Origin of the sequence: Methylotuvimicrobium buryatense 5G (assembly GCF_000341735.1) — a bacterium.
GTDB classification, from domain to species: domain Bacteria; phylum Pseudomonadota; class Gammaproteobacteria; order Methylococcales; family Methylomonadaceae; genus Methylotuvimicrobium; species Methylotuvimicrobium buryatense.
The window spans coordinates 4383430-4403355 of the sequence record NZ_KB455575.1; the positions used below are offsets into that span (position 1 = coordinate 4383430).

Here is a 19926-nt window from a genome sequence, read left to right on the forward strand (position 1 = left end):
GTTTGAAATGTAGGATGGGCTTAATTTTGTAAATATTCAGTTCCCCTCTTTGAAAAAGACGACATGGATGCAGGGCAGAAAAATGCTCCTGCATTTTCTGCATTCATGACATCCTTGTCACTCAGCAGTTGTCGAGGGGTTCGGGAAGATTATATAAATAAATCCCCCTCAATCCCCCTTTTTCAAAGGGGGAGGACAAGCTCCGACTCGTTCTAAGGATATGGCCGGTAATGACTTCCTCAAGTACGCGGATGAATTTCCGGTGTAGTTTAGGTGCGAATAAATTCGCCCCTACAAGAGACTTTCGCAAATCGGGAAGTAAATTTTGGCGAAATCCTAAATACAGGCGATTGAACAATTATAGCAATTCCCAGTTTGAGCAGTTTCGCCGATTTTAGGGTGTGGGGTATGCCTGTCGAGGAACGCCGTAAACCCATCCATGGGGGCTTGGCGGCAGCTCGAACGCCAAGGATGGCGTGAATGCAGGTTTTGCAGGAGCAAAAATCTGCAAGCGCCAAGGATGGCGTGAATGCAGGTTTTGCAGGAGCAAAAATCTGCCCTGCTGCCGACATCCTCGCCAAGCATACCCCACACCCTTTTTGATCTCCAAATTGGGAATTGCTGGAACAATTAGTAATTTTTCAATACGGCAGAGATTTCTAATATAATGGCCCCATTTTAAACCTTTCCAACAGGATTACCCAACAATGAACCCAACTGAATGGTTTACCGAACAAGCTCCCGGCGCTGGCTCGGCTTTCTCGCTGAAAATCAAACGTAAATTGCATGAAGAGCAGTCCGATTTTCAATTCCTCGAGATCTATGAAACCGAGGATTTCGGTAATCTGATGGTGATCGACGGCTGTACGATGGTCTCGACCCGCGATAACTTTTTCTATCACGAAATGATGAGCCACCCGGTGTTGTTTACGCACCCGAATCCGAAACGGGTTTGGATCATCGGCGGCGGCGACTGCGGTACGTTGAAAGAAGTCTTGAAGCATCCGGGCGTCGAACAGGTCGTGCAGATCGATATCGACGAACGCGTGACGCGTTTAGCCGAAATTTATTTTCCTGAATTGTGCGAGTCGAACGGCGATCCCCGCGCCGAGCTGAAATTTATCGACGGCATAAAATGGGTCAAAGATGCCGCGCCCGGTTCGGTCGACATCATCATCGTCGACAGCACCGATCCGGTAGGACCGGCCGAAGGCTTGTTCGGCGAAGCGTTTTACCGCGATTGTTTGAATTGCCTGTCCGAAAACGGCATGGTCATACAACAATCCGAGTCTGCCCTTTATCATTTAAATCTGATGCAAGCGATGCGAGGTGCCATGAGCGCAGCCGGTTTCGAGCATTTGCAAACGCTGTTTTTCCCGCAATGCATTTACCCGTCCGGCTGGTGGAGCGCGACAATCGCCGGCAAGAAAACATTGGACGGTTTCAGGCAGGAGGATTCGGCGAATAAACCGTTTGCGACCGAATATTACAATGTCGATATCCACCGCGCGGCATTGGCGCAGCCGGAGTTCGTTAAACGGGCGTTCGGCGGTTGATGCATGGCAAGGCGGGCAATGCAGTTGTCCGTCTTCAATATTAACAATGAATACGAACAAAAATCGCGGTGCCGGTTGCCTAACTTATTCCCTTTCGTTATGTGTCTTGCGTCTCATAACTAATGTGCATATTATATGCGCATTAGTTATCGATGAGATATGCGCATGCCCCAGGTCTTTGACACTCACGCCCCAAAAAAACCAACAAACGTCAGTATCAACAGTGATTTACTTGTTAAAGCGAAAGAACTAAAGATCAATTTGTCGGCAACCTTGGAAACAGCTTTAACCGAATTAGTAAACGCTCGGCAACGAGAACTTTGGCTGTGTGAAAACAAGATTGCCATCGAAGCATACAATCAATTGGTAGAGGATCATGGAAACTTTAGCGACGATTTGAGGAGTTTTTAGTGGCTCAGTTCAGGGCTTACGAGAATTCAAACAAAGCAACTATGAAAGCCTACCCTTACCTTTTGGATATCCAATCCAACTTACTTGACGAGTTACGGACCACAGTCGTCATTCCGCTTTGCCCTACTAACCTTGCAGGTAAAGCTGCAATTACAAAGCTATGTCCAATCTTAAAAATTGATGACAGATCTTTTATTGTGCTCACCCAGCAAATTGCCGGCATAGATCGAAAATATCTTGGTAAAGAAATTTGCGACCTTTCGCAGTATCGCTCTGAAATTATTGCCGCATTGGACTTCATCATTTCCGGCATTTAACGGCATAAAAGCCCAGGCGGTAGCCGGCACTAAATACTTTGCTGGAACAATGCGCGCCGGATTTGATTTGATCGGTGGTTCAAAAAAGCTATGTATCTTAAAAAGAGCAGTTGAGAGTCTCAAACTACCGTTCGCCCTGAGCCCGTCGAAGGGTCAACGGTAGTTTGAGGCTTCACCACGACGGTGAAAGTGTTGTATACCCTTCATGCTTCGACTTAGCTCTCAAGAAACAGCTAATTTAGTTATTCTTAATCAATAGGTTACAGGATAAATAAAATCATTAAATAGGCCTTCAAACAGCTTGAGGCACGAGGTCAAATCCGAGTGTTTTCGCCTTTAGTTGAAGATACTTAAGGGTACGGTCATGGAATTTCGCTTCATATTCAGCTTGTGATTGCTGAACATACTCGGTGCCCTTCGTTAACATGGCATAGATTAATCGGGCTAATTTATGCGCTGTGGCGGTGATAGCTTTTCCTTTACCCAAGCGAGCCGCCGTTTTTCGGTAATAGGCGCCTAATCCGCATTGGCTGCGATGCAATCCTTGCGCCGCTAACTTAAGCGCACGCGCCACCCGGTTAGGTATCCGTTTGCTAGCGACTGAAAGACGTTTGCCGCCTGAGATTCGGGTCCCTGGGCATAATCCCAGCCAGGAACAAAAATGCTTGGCCGTTTTAAACTTGGATAGGTCCGTACCTAACTCCACCAAAACTTTAAGTGCCGTGCAAACATCAATACCACCAATCTGGGTTAAATCAACGCCTGCCCATTCCCTCAAAGCCTCCTGCACATCAAAGCCGGGCGCATTCTTGCCGCCTCGCTTGGTTTTGCCTTTGGCCGTTTGCACGTCTTGACGACGTAATGGAGCAATGAGGGTCTCCAACTTCGCGTCTGCCTCAGCGATTAAGGCTCGATAGGTGTCATAAAGCGATAAGGCTTGCGACAAGCAAAATAAATGCTCTGCTTTCCATGTTCCTTCCAAGCTCTTGGCTATTTCAACTTCACTTGCCTTGATGCGGTAATTTCGATGTTTGGCCAGTTCGATAGGATTTCGCTCCCCGGCGACAATGGCTCGTATGATGTTCAGTCCAGTTTGTCCAGTGATATCCGTGATGACATTGGTTAATTGCAGGTTCATCTGTGTCAGCGCTTTTTGCATGCGTTGTACGCAACGCGCTTGGTCTTGCAGCAACGTGTCGCGCTGGCGCGAGACGGCACGTAACGCGCAAACATCCGCAGGCGGGCGAAATGCCGAACTGAGCAAACCAAAACTCATCAATTGCTGGAGCCACTGACAATCCAGGACATCGGATTTACGGCCCGAGACATTTTTAACGCTACGCGCATTGACCAACATCACCTGAATGCCATGTGCTTCCAAAACCTCGAACACCGGAATCCAATAGACGCCTGTTGATTCAAGCGCGGCTATCGTAATGCCGCAGTCCAGCAACCACAAGGCTAGCGCATTGAGATCTTCGGTATAACAACCAAATTCCCGCACCGACTCTGTCGCGCGATCCGCCGGAACCGCCACAAAGTGGCTGCGGCTACCAATATCAATACCGGCCGCATTGGGATACTGAATATTCAATACTTTGCTGACGCGCATAGCCATGGGCATAAACTCCTGATGAAAGTTCATAAATAGCCTTGCCAGCTGGGGACATCGTCTTGCTCATTCTCTCAAGCGGGATGCAAAAGCTCACCAAAGTCGCCGACGTCACCAAACCACACTCAGACAACGGGCAATTAGCACCAGTGCTTATTCGGTCTTTGCTGGTAAGGTCCATATATAATACACTTTCAACGGTAGCCTTCCCCTGTTTCTTGCTAACGCCATGCGACCGAAGGGCGCTTACTTTGCTCAGCACGAACGGTCTACAACACATGTCAACTGCTCTTTTTAGGATGTATGCGGTAATAGTCGAAAACACCCGTCACTGTCGGAAGCACTTATAAATCCAAAGAGAATAGTAGGATACGCTACGCGTACCTAATGTCGGCACAAGGCAACACATGAGGGCAAGTTAAACTACGGCTGATACTGTCGTGGTACGCACAGCGTACCCTACAGCCTTCTTAACGTGAAGATGCTCAAAAAAAAGGCCGGTTGCCCGGCCTTTTTCTCATTTATTTCAACAATCCCTGCAGCAGTTCGTTCAATTTATGTACGAACGCCGACGGGTCGTCCAGTTGTCCGCCTTCGCTTAGGATCGCCTGGTCGAACAAGATGTTTGTCAGGTCTGCAAAACGTTGGTCGTCTTGTTCCTCTTTCAGGCGAGTGACCAGCGCGTGAGTCGGATTCAGCTCGAAGATCGGTTTGCTGCCCGGCATTTTTTGGCCGGCTTCTTTCATGATCCGCTCCATGTTCAGGCTCATGCCGTAAACATCGCTGACCAGGCATGAAGGGGAGTCGGTCAGGCGGTGCGACAGACGTACTTCGCTGACTTTTTCTTTCAGCACTTCCTTGATTTGATTGACGACCGATTCGAAGTCTTTGTTGACTTCTTCCTGCTGTTTTTTCTCTTCTTCGTCTTCCAGTTTGCCCAGGTCCAGATCGCCTTTCGCGACCGATTGCATATGCTTGCCGTCGAATTCGGTTAGGCTCGAGACCAACCATTCGTCGATACGGTCGGACAGCAGCAGGACTTCGATGCCTTTCTTGCGGAAGATTTCCAGGTGCGGGCTGTTTTTCGCGGCCGCGAAGCTGTCTGCCGTGATGAAATAGATTTTTTCTTGGCCTTCTTTCATGCGGCCGACATAGTCTTCGAGCGAGACGTCCTGTTTTTCGCTGTCGGTGTGGGTTGAAGAAAAACGCAGCAACTTTGCGATGCGGTCTTTGTTACTAAAGTCTTCGATAATGCCTTCTTTAATGACATTGCCGAAATTGGACCAGAAGGTTTCGTATTTTTCGGCTTCGTTTTTAGCCAGGCCTTCGATCAGTCCCAACACTTTTTTGACCGCGCCGGATTTGATTGTGCTGATTTGCTTGCTTTGCTGCAAGATTTCTCGCGAAACGTTCAGCGGCAGCGAATTCGCGTCGATCACGCCACGGATGAAGCGTAGGTAACGCGGCATCAATTGTTCGGCGTCATCGGTGATGAAGACTTTTTTGATATACAGTTTCACGCCATGTTTGGCGTCGCGGTCCCATAAATCGAAAGGCGCACGCGATGGAATATAGAGCAAGAGCGTATATTCGTTCGTACCTTCGACTTTGCTGTGGATATGAGTCAGAGGATCTTGAAAGTCGTGTCCGACATGCTTGTAAAATTCGTTGTAGTCTTCGTCGGAAATATCCTGGCGGGCTTTGGTCCATAAGGCCGACGCGCTGTTGACCGTTTCTTCCTCGATTCTGGCCGGCGCGGTTTCGTTGCCTTCATCGTCGGTTTCGGCCGGAATTTCCTTGTTCATTACGATCGGTAATGAGATGTGGTCGGAATATTTGCGGACGATAGAACGCAGGCGCCAGTCGTCGAGAAACTCGTCCTCGCTTTCTTTCAGATGCAGAACGATTTCTGTGCCGCGTTGCGGTTTGTCGATCGATTCCAGCGTGTATTCGCCTTCTCCGGAGGATTCCCAAAGTACGCCCTCTTCATGAGACGCACCGGCCTTGCGGGTTTTCAACGTGACTTTGTCGGCGACGATGAACGAGGAATAGAAGCCGACGCCGAATTGGCCGATCAGCTCGCTGTCTTTTGCCTGGTCGCCGGTCAGCGCTTCGAAGAATTGTTTGGTACCGGATTTGGCGATTGTACCTATATGTTCTTGAACTTCTTGACGGCTCATGCCGATGCCGTTGTCAATGACGGTGATTGTGCGTTTATCCTTGTCGAATTCGAGCCGAATTTTCAATTCGCTGTCGCCTTCGTAGAGTCCGTCGTTGGATAAGGCTTCAAAACGCAGTTTGTCGGCGGCGTCGGAGGCGTTGGAGATGAGTTCGCGTAAAAATATTTCCTTGTTGCTGTACAAGGAATGAATCATCAGGTGTAGCAAGTGTTTGACTTCGGTTTCAAAGCCTAAGGTTTCTTTTTTTGCTTCAACGGTCATGCTTGAGTGTCCTCTTATCGATTCAAAAGAAATTTGCATTCGATGTGGGGGCGCTTTGATTATTTTCAAGTCATGAGCTAGACACTTTAGAAACTATGGTTAAAATTGCTTTCATGAATCTAAATCTAAAGTCCAAAAAATTTCTGATCGTCGAAGATCTGGCCAATATGCGTAAAGCGATACGCGAATTGCTGTATACGCTCGATGTGCAGCATATCGTCGAAGCTGCCAATGGTCTAAATGCGATTGCTGCGATGAAAAGGGAGCGTTTCGATGTCGTGTTGTGCGATTACAATTTAGGCGAGGGGAAGAACGGACAGCAAGTATTAGAAGAAGCCAGGTTTCGTAAATTGTTACCTTACAGCTCCACCTTTATTATGGTAACGGCGGAACAAAATCAAAGTATGGTCTTGGGGGCTATGGAAAGTAAGCCTGACGAGTATTTGACTAAGCCTTTTAACGGTCAACAATTACTGATGCGGCTGGAAAGAAATCAAACTAAAAAAGAGTTTTTCGCCGATATAGAACAGGCAATCGAGGCCGATAATTATAGTCTGGCGATCCAGTATTGCGATAGCAAGCTCCAAGAAGGCAACCGGAAAATGCATTTGCATTTGCAGAAAATTCGTGCCGAATTGGCTGTTAATACCGGCGATTTTAAAAAAGCGGAAAGTATTTACCGCGAAGTGTTGGCCGCGCGAGAGCTTAATTGGGCGCGTCTGGGGTTGGGAATTATCGCTTATTTGCAAGGCGACTACGAATCGGCCGTTGAAGTTTTTCAAAACTTAATCGACAGTCAGCCGATGATGTTGGAGGCTTATGACTGGTTAGCCAAAGCTCATGAAGCGAGCGGCGATTATCTAACCGCGCAAGCCGCGTTAGATAAGGCTACCAAGATTTCACCGCAGGCTATTTTGCGGCATAAGAAATTAGCGGCTTTAGCCGATAAAACGGGGCATTTGGAAATCGCCGAAAAGGCTTATTTATCGGCGGTCAATTTAGGCAAAAACTCCGTTCACAAGTCATCCGGGGATTTTTCCGGGTTGGCCAAAGTTTATTCGAAGACCAATAATAGCGCTGCAGCGCTGAATACGCTGAAAGACATGCGCAAACAGTATATCAATGATCCGGAGGCAGAACTTCGAGCGGCGGCATTGGAGACCGAAGTCTACCAGCAAATCGGCGATGAAGAAATGTCGGAGCAGGCTTATCGGACAGCACAGGCGTTGTGCGAAAAGTTGGGCGATAAAATTCCGAATGATTTGCGCATGGATGTCGTTAAGGCGCATTATTTAAAAGGAAATAATGAATCGGCGAACGCGATACTGGATCAATTGATCAAGAATAATATCGATGACGAACATTTTATCGGCAACGTCAAGACTATGTTGGGTAGTATCGTTAGCGAGCATCATGCGGATGCATTGATTGCACCGATCAAGCAGGCCCTGATCGAAATCAATAACAAAGGAGTGGATTTGTTCAAGCGAGGGAAGCTATTGGAAGCGATGCGGGTTTTTGAAGAAGCGGCCGAGATTATGCCCGAAAACAAAACGATCATGATCAATATGATCAAGATTTTGATTTATGATTTGAAAAAGTCGGGATTTAATCAACACAAATTTGCAAGGGCTCAGGACTTGATCAAAAAAGCCGCTAAATATGGCGTTAATCCGGATAAAATCGGGAATATGTTGATGCAATTGGAAAAAATGTCTGCCGTGAACGAATCCAAGGTCTAATGTCTATATCCCCTATCAATAATTTTTCGACGATTTTGGCAGCATCGATTCATGACATCAAAAATTCCTTGTCGACTGCCCGCGAATTAATTGCACAATTAGCTAAGCTTGACGGTGTTGCAGAGACTCCCGAATTTCGACAGTTGGAGTTTGAAGCAAGCCGCATGAATAGCAGTCTGATGCAATTGTTGGTATTGTACAAAATCGATTCGTCGCTGTTTTGTCCGGTGATCGATGAGTACCAAGTCAAAGATATTCTCGACGATGTGGTGGCTCAACAGAGGGGCGTGCTGGCTTTGGGCGGGATAGGCTTGATCGTCGAATGTGCCGACGACCTGTATTGTTATTGCGATAGCGGATTAATTAATACCGTACTGATTTCGATCATTAATAACGCCCAGCGTTATTGCCGCAAAACCATTGTGTTATCGGCTTATCAATCCGGCGATTCGGTTTGTTTCCAGGTCGAGGACGACGGCGAGGGATATCCTGCTGAATTAATTGCGGATTTGTCGTATCCGGTTGCTAACGGGCCAGGTAATACCGGTCTTGGATTGTTCTTTGCGGAAACGATTGCCGAGTTGCATCGCAAGGGAACGAAAAGCGGTATCGTGCGAATCGATAACAATAGTTGTTATGAGGGGGCTCGGTTCAGATTGTTTCTGCCATAACTTCGGCGCCTCCGATCAGTAGGCATATTTGTGTCAGAGTATCCCATGCGCTGCCTTTAGAAGCCCCTTTGATTCGCCGGTCCGCTTCTGTGCTCATCAGCAGGGCTTTATTCAATTGCGTTAGTTTAAGGCGTTGTTCGGCGCCGAGAACCAGTCCTTTTCGATTTTCCCATACGTGAGCGTTTCTGAGTGCCTGATCTTTGGAAAAGCCTTGATATCGGGCGGCTTTGATCGAAATCAGTAAACGGATATCCCGGGTCAATGCCCACAACACAAGGGGTTCCGCAGTGCCTTCCGACTTCAAACCTTGCAACATTTTTAGTATGCGTCCGGTTTTTCCTGCCAGCATCGCATCGCAAAGATTAAAAACATCGTAACGCGAACTATCCGCGACGGCCGATTCGATATCGTGTCGGCTAAGTTGTTTTGGACCGTGCAGCACAAAAAGCTTTTCGATTTCTTGTGCGGCAGCCAGTAAATTGCCTTCAACCCGGCCGGCTAATAAGCGCAACCCCTCTTGGTCGCCGGATAATCCTTTATTCGCCATTCTATTTTGCAGCCAGTTGATGAGGTCTTGCCCTGAAGGAGGCCATATTTGGATGATGACGCCGACCTTATCCAATGCTTGAGCCCATTTGGATTTTAACGAAGCGCTGTCGAGCTTGCCGGATGTGATGAGCAGTAATGTGTCTTCGGGCAGGCGTGCGCAATATTCGGTAAATGCTTTTGCGCCTTCCGCACCGGGTTTGCCGGAGGGTAGCCGTAAATCGATAATTTTTTTATCGGCAAAAATACTGAATGAATCGGCGGATTCTCCCAGCGAAGCCCATTCAAAATGAGCGTCGACGGTCAGCACCTCTCTGTTTTCGAATCCGGCTTTTTTCGCGGCGCGCCTAACCGCATCGGCGGCTTCGCCCAGTTGCAACGGTTCGTCGCCTGCAATCAAATAGACCGGCGCCAAATTTTTATTCAGCGCCGCTTCGAGTTGTTCCGCTTTTAAACGCAAGGCTTAATATTTGTGAAGTTGGGTTCGTGCGAGGTCGAGAATTGACCGTACAGCTTGTTTATACATTTCGTTAATAATTATTTGTTCCTCGTTGGCTTGAGCAATGACCGCTTCCTGGTCGTTGTAATATTCCCGGATAATTTCGACCGACTGATTGCGAGCCAAAACGGCTCCTTGATTATCCAAAAGTTCGTATTCCAATTTGTAATTTAATTCGAACTCGTTTGCTTTGCCGATGGAGCTTAGCGACAAAACTCGCCTATCCAGTCGTTCATTCAACGTATTAATTACCAACTCGGCTTGTCCGACCGAATCGACGATGCGCACGGGAGACGATCTCAATGTTCGGGTAAAATGATCGCGCAGATTACCCGAAACTCCCTGCAGATAAACCTTGTTGATATTGTCGGGGAGGTCTACGGTTCCTTGTAGTCGGTATCCGCAGGCGCTTAACGCCAATGTCATTAAAATCAGCGGGGCTACTTTAAATCTCATGCGCGACCTCGTTTCATACAACTATATTGATCAATTTATTAGGTACGACGATGACTTTTTTGACCGGTTTGTCTTCGATAAAGCGCTTGACGTTTTCGTCGTCGAGAGCAAAGGCTTCGATTTGTTCTTTTGAAGCGCCGGCAGCCACTGAAATCTTGCCGCGAAGCTTGCCGTTGACTTGCACGACGATTTCGAGCGTGTCGAGCCGCATCGCTCTCGAATCGGCTTTGGGCCATGCGCTATCCAAAAGACTGTCGCTTTGATCCAAATGTTCCCAAAGCCGTTGGCAGATATGCGGAACCATCGGCGACAACATTAAGACGATCGCCGTCAATGCTTCCCGGCGAATGGCTTTGGCGTTACCGGAATCGCTATCGAATTTCGATACGGAATTCAAAAGCTCCATGTTCGCCGCGATCGCAGTGTTGAAAGTATGGCGTCTGGCCATGTCGTCGGTGACTTTTTCGATGGTTTGATGCAGTTGCCGGCGAAGATTTTTTTCATCGTCGGTCAATGCATTGCTGTCGATTTCGGGAGCCGGTAGATCGTTTTGAATGTGCTGATGGATCTGCTTCCAAAGCCGGCGTAGAAAGCGGAACGCGCCTTCGACGCCGCTGTCGGACCATTCGAGCGATTGTTCGGGCGGCGATGCGAACATGATGAACAAGCGCACCGTGTCGGCGCCGTATTGATCGATCAAGGCCTGCGGGTCGACCGTGTTGCCTTTCGATTTCGACATTTTGCTGCCGTCTTTGAGTACCATGCCTTGCGTTAGCAAGTTTTTGAACGGTTCGTCGGGTACCGGCAAGCCTTCGTCGCGCATCAATTTAGTGAAAAAACGGGCGTACAGAAGATGCAGGATCGCGTGTTCGATGCCGCCGATGTATTGATCGACCGGTAACCAGTATTTCGCGGCTTCGTCGACCATCGAGTTCGCCTTGGGGCTCGCAAAACGCGCGAAATACCATGACGATTCCATGAATGTGTCGAAGGTGTCGGTTTCGCGCCGTGCCGGTTTGCCGCATTTCGGGCAGTCGACATGCGAAAAGGTCGGGTGCGCGACCAACGGCGATTGAGAACCGTCGAGCACGACGTCGCGCGGTAATGTGACCGGTAATTGATCTTCCGGCACCGGTACCGTGCCGCAGTCGTCGCAATAGATAATCGGAACCGGCGCGCCCCAATAGCGTTGCCTCGAAACGCCCCAGTCGCGCAGTCGGAAGTTGGTTTTGCGAGTACCGCGATTTTCTTTTTCGAGCTTTTCGGCGATTGCGGTGAAGGCTTGTTCGGAGGTCAGTCCGTCGAATTCGCCGGAGTTGCGCAAGATGCCTTTGTTGGTAAAAGCTTTCTCGGTGCAGCTGTCGTCGGAATCGTCGAGCGAATGAATGACCTGCTTGATCGCAATGCCGTATTTATGCGCGAATTCGAAATCGCGCTGGTCGTGCGCGGGCACCGCCATGACTGCGCCGGTTCCGTAACCCATCAAGACGAAATTCGCGATCCAAACCGGAACTTGCTCACCGCTAATCGGATGCACGGCCTTGATTCCGGAATCGATGCCTTTTTTCTCCATCGTTTCCATTGCAGCTTCCGAAGTTTCCATGATCTTGCACTCTTCGACGAAGCGGGCGATTTCGGCATTGTTTTCGGCGGCTTTCAGTGCCAAGGGATGTTCGGCGGCAACGGCCAAGTATGTCACGCCCATTAAAGTGTCGGGGCGGGTCGTATAGATTCTGAGCGGTTCGCTGGCGCCGGGTACCGGAAAGTCCATCTCGACGCCTTCGGAGCGGCCGATCCAGTTGGCTTGCATCGTTCTGACCTGTTCCGGCCAGCCGTCCAGACTTTCTAGGGCCTCTAACAATTCATCGGCATAGGCGGTGATTTTTAGGAACCACTGCGAAATTTCTTTGCGTTCGACCGGTGTGTCGCAGCGCCAGCAGCCGCCGTCGATAACTTGTTCGTTGGCGAGGACCGTCAAGTCGTTCGGACACCAATTGACCGGTGCGGTTTTTTTATAAACCAGGCCTTTTTCGAAGAGTTTCAGGAAGAACCATTGCTCCCAGCGGTAATAATCGGGGTCGCAAGTTGCCAGTTCGCGGTTCCAGTCGTAACCGAAACCGAGACGTTTAAGTTGATCGCGCATGTAACCGATGTTTTCGTAGGTCCAATCGGCCGGATGAACGCCGTGCTGCATCGCGGCATTTTCGGCCGGCAAACCGAACGCGTCCCAACCCATTGGTTGCAGCACGTTCTTGCCTTGCATACGCTGAAATCGACTGATCACATCGCCTATCGTATAATTCCGAACATGGCCCATATGCAGCTTGCCGCTGGGGTAGGGGAACATCGATAGGCAGTAATATTTTTCGCGATTCGAATCTTCATGGGCCGCGAAGGCGTTGTTGTCTTCCCAGGATTGTTGAATCGCTTGCTCGATTTCTAACGGCTTGTAACTTTCTTCCATCCTTCTCATCTTTTCCGGTCAAAAAATATTAGAATACAGTACACTTGTTTAAATCTAAAGCCTCATTTTAAGGAGTTCATCGTATGAGTGACAATAAATTAATTAAAGCCTATAACAATTTGATGGAACACCTTTATGAGGTGATGGACGACGGTATACATTCTTTGGCTCATGCACTCGACCAAGCCAAGGAAAAAACCAGCGAATTCGGCGGTTTGACACAGGAAGAAATTAATAAAGTATCCGACTACGTCAAGCGCGATGTCGTGCATGCTGCGCATTCGCGCAATGAAAGCGAAGCTGAAGATTTGTCCGAATGGCTGAAATTCGATATCGATTTGCTCGAAAATTTCGCGCTGGAGGAATTTATGAGTTTGGCCGATAAAACTAGCGTCGAATTAGCCAAACTCAGGGCGATTGCCGAAGTTAATACGTATCATAGTGGTGAAGTCGCCAGTCCCGGCACCTTTGTTTGCGATCAATGCAATAAGGAAATTTCGTTTAAAACGATCAGCGAGATTCCAAAATGCCCGGCCTGCGGAGCCGATACCTTCGTTCGGTGTTGATATTATCCTGTCAAACCTTATAATGCCGACTTTAACTATCTGATTTTATGGAGCATAGCATGCGCAGGGTCATTTTCAACCAGAAGGGCGGAGTCGGCAAGTCCACAATTTCTTGCAATTTGGCTGCGATCAGTGCGGTCGAAGGCAAAAAAACGCTGGTCGTTGACTTGGATATGCAAGGCAATGCGACTCAGTATCTACTGGGTGGAAAAGTCGCTAATTCCGATAAGACCATCGCGAAGTTTTTCAAGGATTGTTTAGGCCTCGGTCTGTTCGGCAGTAATAATCCGGGGCTTGAGGACGTGATTCATGAAACGCCTTTTCCGAATCTTTTTGTGATCCCTTCTCATCCTGAGCTTGAGCCTTTACAAGCCAGGCTGGAATCCCGATACAAGATTTTTAAATTGAAAGAAGCTTTGGAAAAGTTGGAAGGATTTGATGCGGTTTACATGGATACCCCGCCGATCTTGAATTTTTATAGCCAATCGGCATTGATTGCCGCGCATAAGTGCCTGATACCGTTCGATTGCGATGCATTTTCGCGTGAGGCCTTATATACGCTGATGCATGCTTTGACCGAAGTCAAGGCCGATCATAACCAAGAATTGGAAATCGAAGGCATCGTCGTTAATCAATACCAAAAACAAGCCAATCTGCCAAGGCAATTGGTCGAGGATCTGATTACGGAAGGTCACCCGGTGCTTGATGCTAAAATTTCTCCGTCGGTAAAAATTAGGGAATCGCACAGCGAATCGAAACCGCTGGTCTATTATGCGCCGTATCATAAACTGACCGATGAGTTTCGAGCGCTACATATCGAAATTACCGGTAAAGTTTGATCTTATCGTTCTTCGTGGATGCCCCGATATTCAGCTTTTATACCCTCTGTAATTGTTAAATATGAATTGTAGTAGGGTACGCTGCGCCTTCCTCTATGCCTTTAAGTACCGACTCCTTACCCAGGTTTAGCCATATAGGTTGTGAGTTAACATTGATATGTGGCGCCATGGTAAGCACCGCGTACCCTACGAAGTTTAGCTAATGCAGCCTTGATATTATTTTTGCCTCCTACCGTTCCGGGCGTTTAATATCTTTAAGATTTATCAGACATTAGCGTTCCCGAATTTTCTATAAGCTCTGTTCAGAAAGTTCATCGATACTTGTGTATAACGGCGAGCGTTCTGCGTGAAACCCATGTAGAGACACTTTCTATTGGAGAGGCGTAATCAAGATCAAGCGGCGATTGCCGCATTCAGTATTCCCTTTTGGTAATATTGGATCACATCGATATTATAGGTGTCGGGGCGTTCAATCTTTCGTATGCTATAAGCATGACCGCTAGCATCCAAGTCCAACTTCGAGAGATCGATCAAGCGTTCTTGACGTGCTTGTTTATTTTCATCTAATAACAAGATGATTTTCGGGCGGATCTTGGCTTTCGGGTTTACCTCGACGACTATCCCGACTTCTCCGGTGTTCAATTCGACAATACTTCCAGGCGGGTAAATACCCAGGCATTCGATGAATTTAATCGTCAGCGAGGAGTCGAGATGCGAACCGGAATTTTTGGTTAATATACTGATGGCTTCGAGATGCGCACGCCCGTTTTGATAAATTCTATCGCTGGTGATTGCATCGTACATATCGGCAATAGCAACGATGCGTGCATAAGGCGTGATGTGTTCTGCTTTTAATTGACGCGGATAGCCGGTACCGTCCAGCTTTTCATGATGCGTGTGAGCAACGTCGATGGCGCCGCCATACATGCCGGGCGAGGCCATCAGTAATTTCCAGCCCAGCGTCGTATGACTTTGCATGATTTTCAGTTCCTCGGGCGTAAATTTTCCGGGTTTATTTAAAATTTCCAGCGGTATTTTCATTTTGCCCATGTCGTGCATCATTCCGCATAAGCCGACATGGTGCAATTCGGCTATCGGTAGATTGATATGTCTGCCTAACGCGATTGAGTAAATACAAACATTCATGCTGTGCTGAGCGGTATATTCGTCGCGTTCTTTCAGTTGCGTCATCCACATTAATGCATCGGGAGCATTGATAATGCTTTCGACGCATTCGGCAACGGCTTTTTTAGCGAGCTCGACATTGATGGTCTTGCCGAGGCGAACTTCCTCCATGAAGCTTTTGACTAAATTGCTCGTTTTATGATGAACATATTCGGCATTCTTGATTTCCTTCGCGAATGTCGAGTGTTTTTCGGGCGGCGTGTGTTTTTCCAGAAAGTCTTTAGAGTAGGCGGTGCTTTTGGCATAGATTTGCGGGGCTTTCGATTGCTTCGTGACATCGATATAGACATATTCGCATTGTTGCTGGACGGCTTCGATGTCGTTTTCGTTTTTCAGCTCGAAGCCTTGAAACAAAAAATTCGTTTCCAGCCAAGGGCGATCGAGTTTCGAGACATACATGCCGACGCGCAAGTCCTTGACATCTATCTTAAATAAGTCGATTGACGAGGCGAATTCGTTGCGGCTCCAGTCAGTCATCATAGCTTCCTCTTTCGTATTGATCCCGCTGGCGATTTTGAGTGCGGCGGTTGTAATTTATTTGAATCGACATGTTTACTATTATACCTTTCGCACTTTAAATTTCGGCAGTGCCTAAGGAGGCACCGGGGTGCTAGGTCGATTTTTGCTCCTGCAAAATCGACATTCACGCCATCCATGGCGCTCGCAAAGGCTTTGCCAGCATGGAGCTGGCATAGAGCCTACATGGACGTATTCACGGCGTCCTTTGACGGGCCCCCCGGTGTCGAATTTTGATCTCCGATAGATATAACAGAGCAATGAGTATCGAGATCGCCGGAGTATCTCCGGTTTTGGCATAGGGCGTCAGCCCGCCCATTGGCTCTATTATGCCGCTGATCGCCGCCGTTTCGAAAGGTATTGCTTGTTTAACGATGCCGCCCATAGGCGAAACAATGGCTGTTACGCCGGTATTGGTAGCCCTCAATAGATAACGGCCCGTTTCGAGCGCGCGCATTCTGGCGATTTGCAAGTGTTGAAAAGGCTCTATCGATTGTCCGAACCAGGCATCGTTGGTAACGTTCACTAAAAAAGCGGCATTCGGCAATTTCTTTCGTGCTTCGCTGCTAATGGCATCCTCATAGCAGATCGAAGCCGCAAACGGATATCCTGCCGCGATTGGCAACGTTTGATTGTCTCCCCCGGGAGTAAAGTGTCCGAGACGCATGTTTAAGAAAGCGAGAATTTTTCCGGACAAGGGTTGCAAGGGCAAATATTCGCCGAAAGGCAGTAAATGGTTTTTATGATAAATACTTCGTTGTTTACCGAGCACTAATACCGAGTTGTATTTTACGTGCGGTTGATCGCCTTTCATAGGGAGGCTGACGATGATGTCACTGTCGTGTTCGACGGCTTCGCGCTCTAGCGGTTCGATAAAACTTTCTTTGACTTCGGAATAATAAGCCGGAATCGATGTTTCCGGCCAGACGATAATGTCGGAGTCCCAGTGTTTTTCTGTTAAGTCGCGGTATTTCCGTAACGTTGCATTGCGGTTTTCCGGCGCCCATTTTTGTTCCTGCGGAATATTGCCCTGCAATAAGCTGACGCGAATGCTCTCTCCGATTGAATGAGTCCATGCGATGTTTTTGCATAGGGCGCCGCTCGCGAAAAGCACGGTAATTAGGGTTAGATTCGTCACGATGCGCCGTTTGCCGTGACGGCATTGCAGCGCGAGGCCAGCGCTCAGAGCCATCAAAAAACCGGTGCCGTACACACCGATGATAGGAATATAGCCGGAAAAAGGGGTCGCGAGTTGCGAGTAGGCAATTTGCAGCCACGGAAAGCCGTTAAGAAACCAATTGCCTCGGATATATTCCACTAAAATCCAGATGCCGGGCGGAATCAAGCTATTGATAGCGTGGTCTGAACGACGAACGATCGCGCTCGTCAAGTATCCGGTCAGTGCCGGGAAGAGGGACCAGACCGATACAAATAACAGCGTGATCAATACGGAACTCAACAAATCGGCTCCGCCATAGACTCGAACGCTGACGAATACCCATGAAACGCCGAAGCCGAATAAGCCCAAGCCAAACAAGAATCCCCGGAAGGCGGCACGGGCGGGAGTTAATTCCTCCCAAGACGCAAATATAAAAGCCAAGGCGACGAAGGCCAGATAGGCATGATCGAAAGGCGCGAAAGCCAGCGCCATTGCAATACCGGCGGCCGGCGCGAGTAAGTCGCCGTAAAACCCTTTGAAAAAAGCGCTTAAATTGTGATTGAAAACGGTTTCCGGCATGTTCATTCTTTACAATAAGGATTTGGTCGTAAATAACTTTTCTATTTTATGGAGGGTTCGGTAACTCGATTGGCAGGTGTCGGCGGCAGGGCAGATTTTTGCTCCTGCAAAATCTGCATTCATGCCATCCTTGGCAATCAGTCGCCGCCGTCAAGTCTACTCGGACGTATTCACGGCGTCCTGCCAAGCGAGTTACCGAACTCTCAACAAAGCTCAGAGTTCCAGGACGTTATTTGTTACGAAATCCTAACTATTGAATATAAAACGCATTTGTCGTATGTCCATCCATCGGAGAAAATCCAGACGATGAATTTAAGTCGCCGTGAGTTTTTACAAGCGCTTACGATAACGCTGTTATCCTCGAATTGTTCGACACAAAGGCGTTTCGGCGATTTCGATATCGAAGGCCTATATTCGGCACAGTCCTTCGGCAATGTCAGATTGCTGCATTTTACCGATTGCCATGCGCAATTGCTTCCTGTTTATTATCGGGAGCCTTCGAATATTCTCACCGCCGGCGAAAGGCATGGGCACGCGGTTCCTTTAAGCGGGCAGGCATTAGTCGATTATTACAGGATAAAATCCGGCAGCCCTGAAGCTTATGCCTTCACGCATTTACACTTTATCGAATTGGCCGAAATTTACGGAAAAATGGGCGGTTTCGCGCACTTGGCGACATTGATCGAGCTGCTTCGGGGAGAAAGCGGTCCAGGCAACACCTTATTGCTCGACGGCGGCGACAGTTGGCAAGGTTCGGCTACGGCATTGTGGACGCAAGGGCGGGATATGGTGGCGGCCTGCAATCTCTTGGGCGTCGACGTAATGACCGGACACTGGGAATTTACTTACGGCAGCAAGCGTGTTTTGGAAAATCTCAAACAGTTTAACGGCGAGTTCGCCGCGCAAAATATTGCGTTGACCGATGCGGCCCGATTCGACAGTGATGACGATAACCCTGCTGTGTTCAAACCCTATGTCATTAAAACCTTGCAACACGCGCGAGTTGCCGTCATCGGGCAGGCGTTTCCATACACGCCGATAGCCAATCCCAAGCGCTTCGTCCCGGATTGGCAATTCGGCATTCAAGAACACAATCTGCAAGCCGTCATAGACCAGATCAAAACCGATAAAGCCGCCGATGTCATCGTGCTGCTGTCTCATAACGGCCTCGATGTCGATTTAAAATTGGCGTCGAGAGTCAGTAGGCTGGATATTATTTTAGGCGGTCATACGCACGATGCCTTGCCCAAACCAATCTTGATCGATAATTCGGGCGGCAAGACTTGGGTGAGCAATGCCGGCAGCCATGGCAAGTTTTTGGCGGTGTTGGATTTGGATGTTGGTAAAGGTCGACTGAAAGGTTTGAATTACCGTTTATTGCCGATATTCTCGAATCTGTTGCCGCCCGATCCTAAGATGCAGAAATTGATTGAAACCGTTAGAAATCCATATATCGATCAATTGGCTTATCCGTTAGCGACTGCCGACCGACTCTTGTATCGGCGCGACCGTTTTCACGGTACCTTCGATCAATTAATTCTCGATGCCTTGCTTGAAGTTAGTGGTGCCGAGATCGCCATGTCACCGGGATTCCGCTGGGGCAACACATTACTGCCGGGGCAAACAATTACGCTGGAGGACGTGATGAATCATACTGCGATCACTTATCCAGAAACTTATATGCGCTCCCTATTAGGACGAGAAATCAAAGCGATTCTCGAAGATATTGCGGATAATCTATTCAACAAAGATCCGTATTATCGTCAAGGCGGCGACATGGTGCGCGTCGGCGGCTTTCGTTTCAATTGCGATCCGAACGCGGAAGTCGGCCGTCGTATCTCCGGACTTAGAATGCCGGACGGAAAGACGCTTGATGCCGATAAAACTTATAAAGTCGCCGGTTGGGCCGGTGTCGGCGAGCCGTCTTCGGGAAAAACGGTTTGGGAGGTTGTTGTCGAGTATTTGGGGAAGTCAGGTGAAAGATGAAAGATGAAAGGTGAAAGATGAAAGGTGAAAGGTGAAAGGTGAAAGGGGAAAGGTGAAAGGTGAAAGGGGAAAGGGGAAAGGGGAAAGGGGAAAGGGGAAAGGGGAAAGGTGAAAGGTGAAAGGTGAAAGGTGAAAGGTGAAAGGTGAAAGGTGAAAGGTGAAAGGGGAAAGGGGAAAGGGGAAAGGTGAAAGTGGGGGGGGGCTTTTTTCGTGGCTCTTGCTTTCCGAGACCCGCCGCGCGATTCGAACTGGAGCCGATTGCAATCGATGCAAGCCATGGAAAGCCATATAGTGCCTCGGCTTCGCTTTTGCTTAGGAATATGCACAAAATAACTGCTACAAGTAGTAGGCTTTGCGGCGATTCGGTGACTCGCTTGACAG

At 48.5% G+C, this 19926-nt stretch carries 16 protein-coding genes; 9 read left to right on the forward strand and 7 right to left on the reverse strand.

Annotation, left to right across the window (positions count from 1 at the left end; all coding sequences use genetic code 11):
- Positions 1 to 480: 480 nt before the first annotated feature.
- The 4 genes from METBU_RS29080 (at position 481) to METBU_RS0119705 (ending at position 2284) form a co-directional block, all read left to right on the forward strand.
- Complete coding sequence (locus METBU_RS29080) at positions 481 to 603, forward strand: hypothetical protein (protein ID WP_017842248.1); 123 nt, start codon at positions 481 to 483, stop codon at positions 601 to 603.
- Between the two features lie 104 nt (positions 604 to 707).
- Entirely contained in the window at positions 708 to 1556 is an 849-nt protein-coding gene (speE, locus tag METBU_RS0119695; protein WP_017842249.1) for a polyamine aminopropyltransferase, read from the forward strand.
- Between the two features lie 165 nt (positions 1557 to 1721).
- Positions 1722 to 1967: a type II toxin-antitoxin system CcdA family antitoxin gene (locus tag METBU_RS0119700; RefSeq protein ID WP_017842250.1), complete on the forward strand. Its 246-nt coding sequence runs from the start codon at positions 1722 to 1724 to the stop codon at positions 1965 to 1967.
- Positions 1967 to 2284: a CcdB family protein gene (locus METBU_RS0119705; protein ID WP_017842251.1), complete on the forward strand. Its 318-nt coding sequence runs from the start codon at positions 1967 to 1969 to the stop codon at positions 2282 to 2284. Before METBU_RS0119700 ends, METBU_RS0119705 begins: the two co-directional genes overlap by 1 nt.
- 292 nt (positions 2285 to 2576) lie before the next feature.
- Here METBU_RS0119705 and METBU_RS0119710 read toward each other — a convergent pair whose 3' ends face one another.
- A complete protein-coding gene (locus METBU_RS0119710) occupies positions 2577 to 3902 on the reverse strand; it encodes an IS110 family RNA-guided transposase (protein ID WP_017842252.1) in 1326 nt (441 codons plus the stop codon).
- 515 nt (positions 3903 to 4417) lie between these two features.
- Positions 4418 to 6337, reverse strand: coding sequence for a molecular chaperone HtpG (htpG, locus tag METBU_RS0119715; RefSeq protein WP_017842253.1), 1920 nt, complete (start codon positions 6335 to 6337; stop codon positions 4418 to 4420).
- A 95-nt stretch (positions 6338 to 6432) separates the two neighbouring features.
- Between htpG and METBU_RS0119720 the strand changes: the two genes are divergently transcribed.
- The gene (locus METBU_RS0119720; RefSeq protein WP_017842254.1) at positions 6433 to 8079 is read left to right on the forward strand and encodes a response regulator; all 1647 of its coding nucleotides are present in this window, start codon (positions 6433 to 6435) and stop codon (positions 8077 to 8079) included.
- Complete coding sequence (locus tag METBU_RS0119725; protein WP_017842255.1) at positions 8079 to 8750, forward strand: sensor histidine kinase; 672 nt, start codon at positions 8079 to 8081, stop codon at positions 8748 to 8750. Before METBU_RS0119720 ends, METBU_RS0119725 begins: the two co-directional genes overlap by 1 nt.
- On the opposite strand, the gene holA is transcribed toward METBU_RS0119725, so the two are convergent.
- The 3 genes from holA to leuS are packed head-to-tail and all read right to left on the reverse strand — an operon-like array spanning position 8731 to position 12715.
- A complete protein-coding gene (gene holA, locus METBU_RS0119730) occupies positions 8731 to 9756 on the reverse strand; it encodes a DNA polymerase III subunit delta (protein ID WP_017842256.1) in 1026 nt (341 codons plus the stop codon). The two genes, METBU_RS0119725 and holA, sit on opposite strands and share 20 nt — an antisense overlap.
- 3 nt (positions 9757 to 9759) lie before the next feature.
- On the reverse strand, positions 9760 to 10251 hold the full coding sequence (locus tag METBU_RS0119735; RefSeq protein WP_017842257.1) for an LPS-assembly lipoprotein LptE: 492 nt from the start codon (positions 10249 to 10251) through the stop codon (positions 9760 to 9762).
- A gap of 13 nt (positions 10252 to 10264) precedes the next feature.
- Positions 10265 to 12715 carry a leucine--tRNA ligase gene (leuS, locus tag METBU_RS0119740; RefSeq protein ID WP_017842258.1) on the reverse strand — a complete coding sequence of 817 codons (2451 nt, stop codon included), beginning with the start codon at positions 12713 to 12715 and terminating at the stop codon, positions 10265 to 10267.
- Between the two features lie 83 nt (positions 12716 to 12798).
- Here leuS and METBU_RS0119745 point away from each other — a divergent pair, with 83 nt between their 5' ends.
- Together METBU_RS0119745 and METBU_RS0119750 are read left to right on the forward strand one after the other, a co-directional pair.
- Positions 12799 to 13281, forward strand: a complete 483-nt coding sequence (locus METBU_RS0119745) for a zinc ribbon-containing protein (protein WP_017842259.1) — start codon at positions 12799 to 12801, stop codon at positions 13279 to 13281.
- A 59-nt stretch (positions 13282 to 13340) separates the two neighbouring features.
- Positions 13341 to 14120 (forward strand): ParA family protein, encoded by a 780-nt coding sequence (locus METBU_RS0119750; RefSeq protein WP_017842260.1) that lies wholly within the window; start codon positions 13341 to 13343, stop codon positions 14118 to 14120.
- Between the two features lie 393 nt (positions 14121 to 14513).
- Here METBU_RS0119750 and METBU_RS0119755 read toward each other — a convergent pair whose 3' ends face one another.
- Positions 14514 to 15785 (reverse strand): HD-GYP domain-containing protein, encoded by a 1272-nt coding sequence (locus METBU_RS0119755; protein ID WP_235726430.1) that lies wholly within the window; start codon positions 15783 to 15785, stop codon positions 14514 to 14516.
- Positions 15786 to 16017: 232 nt separating this feature from the next.
- Positions 16018 to 17559, reverse strand: a complete 1542-nt coding sequence (lnt, locus tag METBU_RS0119760; protein WP_017842263.1) for an apolipoprotein N-acyltransferase — start codon at positions 17557 to 17559, stop codon at positions 16018 to 16020.
- Between the two features lie 306 nt (positions 17560 to 17865).
- Between lnt and soxB the strand changes: the two genes are divergently transcribed.
- Complete coding sequence (soxB, locus tag METBU_RS0119765) at positions 17866 to 19545, forward strand: thiosulfohydrolase SoxB (protein ID WP_017842264.1); 1680 nt, start codon at positions 17866 to 17868, stop codon at positions 19543 to 19545.
- Positions 19546 to 19926: the final 381 nt, after the last annotated feature.

What these genes read in the sequence shown, in the direction of transcription:
- METBU_RS29080 (WP_017842248.1), top strand. Translation starts at nt 481, where the DNA reads ATGCAGGTTTTGCAGGAGCAAAAATCTGCAAGCGCCAAGGATGGCGTG.
- speE (WP_017842249.1), top strand. Translation starts at nt 708, where the DNA reads ATGAACCCAACTGAATGGTTTACCGAACAAGCTCCCGGCGCTGGCTCG.
- METBU_RS0119700 (WP_017842250.1), top strand. Translation starts at nt 1,722, where the DNA reads ATGCCCCAGGTCTTTGACACTCACGCCCCAAAAAAACCAACAAACGTC.
- METBU_RS0119710 (WP_017842252.1), bottom strand. Translation starts at nt 3,902, where the DNA reads ATGGCTATGCGCGTCAGCAAAGTATTGAATATTCAGTATCCCAATGCG.
- htpG (WP_017842253.1), bottom strand. Translation starts at nt 6,337, where the DNA reads ATGACCGTTGAAGCAAAAAAAGAAACCTTAGGCTTTGAAACCGAAGTC.
- METBU_RS0119720 (WP_017842254.1), top strand. Translation starts at nt 6,433, where the DNA reads ATGGTTAAAATTGCTTTCATGAATCTAAATCTAAAGTCCAAAAAATTT.
- METBU_RS0119725 (WP_017842255.1), top strand. Translation starts at nt 8,079, where the DNA reads ATGTCTATATCCCCTATCAATAATTTTTCGACGATTTTGGCAGCATCG.
- METBU_RS0119735 (WP_017842257.1), bottom strand. Translation starts at nt 10,251, where the DNA reads ATGAGATTTAAAGTAGCCCCGCTGATTTTAATGACATTGGCGTTAAGC.
- leuS (WP_017842258.1), bottom strand. Translation starts at nt 12,715, where the DNA reads ATGGAAGAAAGTTACAAGCCGTTAGAAATCGAGCAAGCGATTCAACAA.
- METBU_RS0119745 (WP_017842259.1), top strand. Translation starts at nt 12,799, where the DNA reads ATGAGTGACAATAAATTAATTAAAGCCTATAACAATTTGATGGAACAC.
- METBU_RS0119750 (WP_017842260.1), top strand. Translation starts at nt 13,341, where the DNA reads ATGCGCAGGGTCATTTTCAACCAGAAGGGCGGAGTCGGCAAGTCCACA.
- METBU_RS0119755 (WP_235726430.1), bottom strand. Translation starts at nt 15,785, where the DNA reads ATGATGACTGACTGGAGCCGCAACGAATTCGCCTCGTCAATCGACTTA.
- lnt (WP_017842263.1), bottom strand. Translation starts at nt 17,559, where the DNA reads ATGCCGGAAACCGTTTTCAATCACAATTTAAGCGCTTTTTTCAAAGGG.
- soxB (WP_017842264.1), top strand. Translation starts at nt 17,866, where the DNA reads ATGAATTTAAGTCGCCGTGAGTTTTTACAAGCGCTTACGATAACGCTG.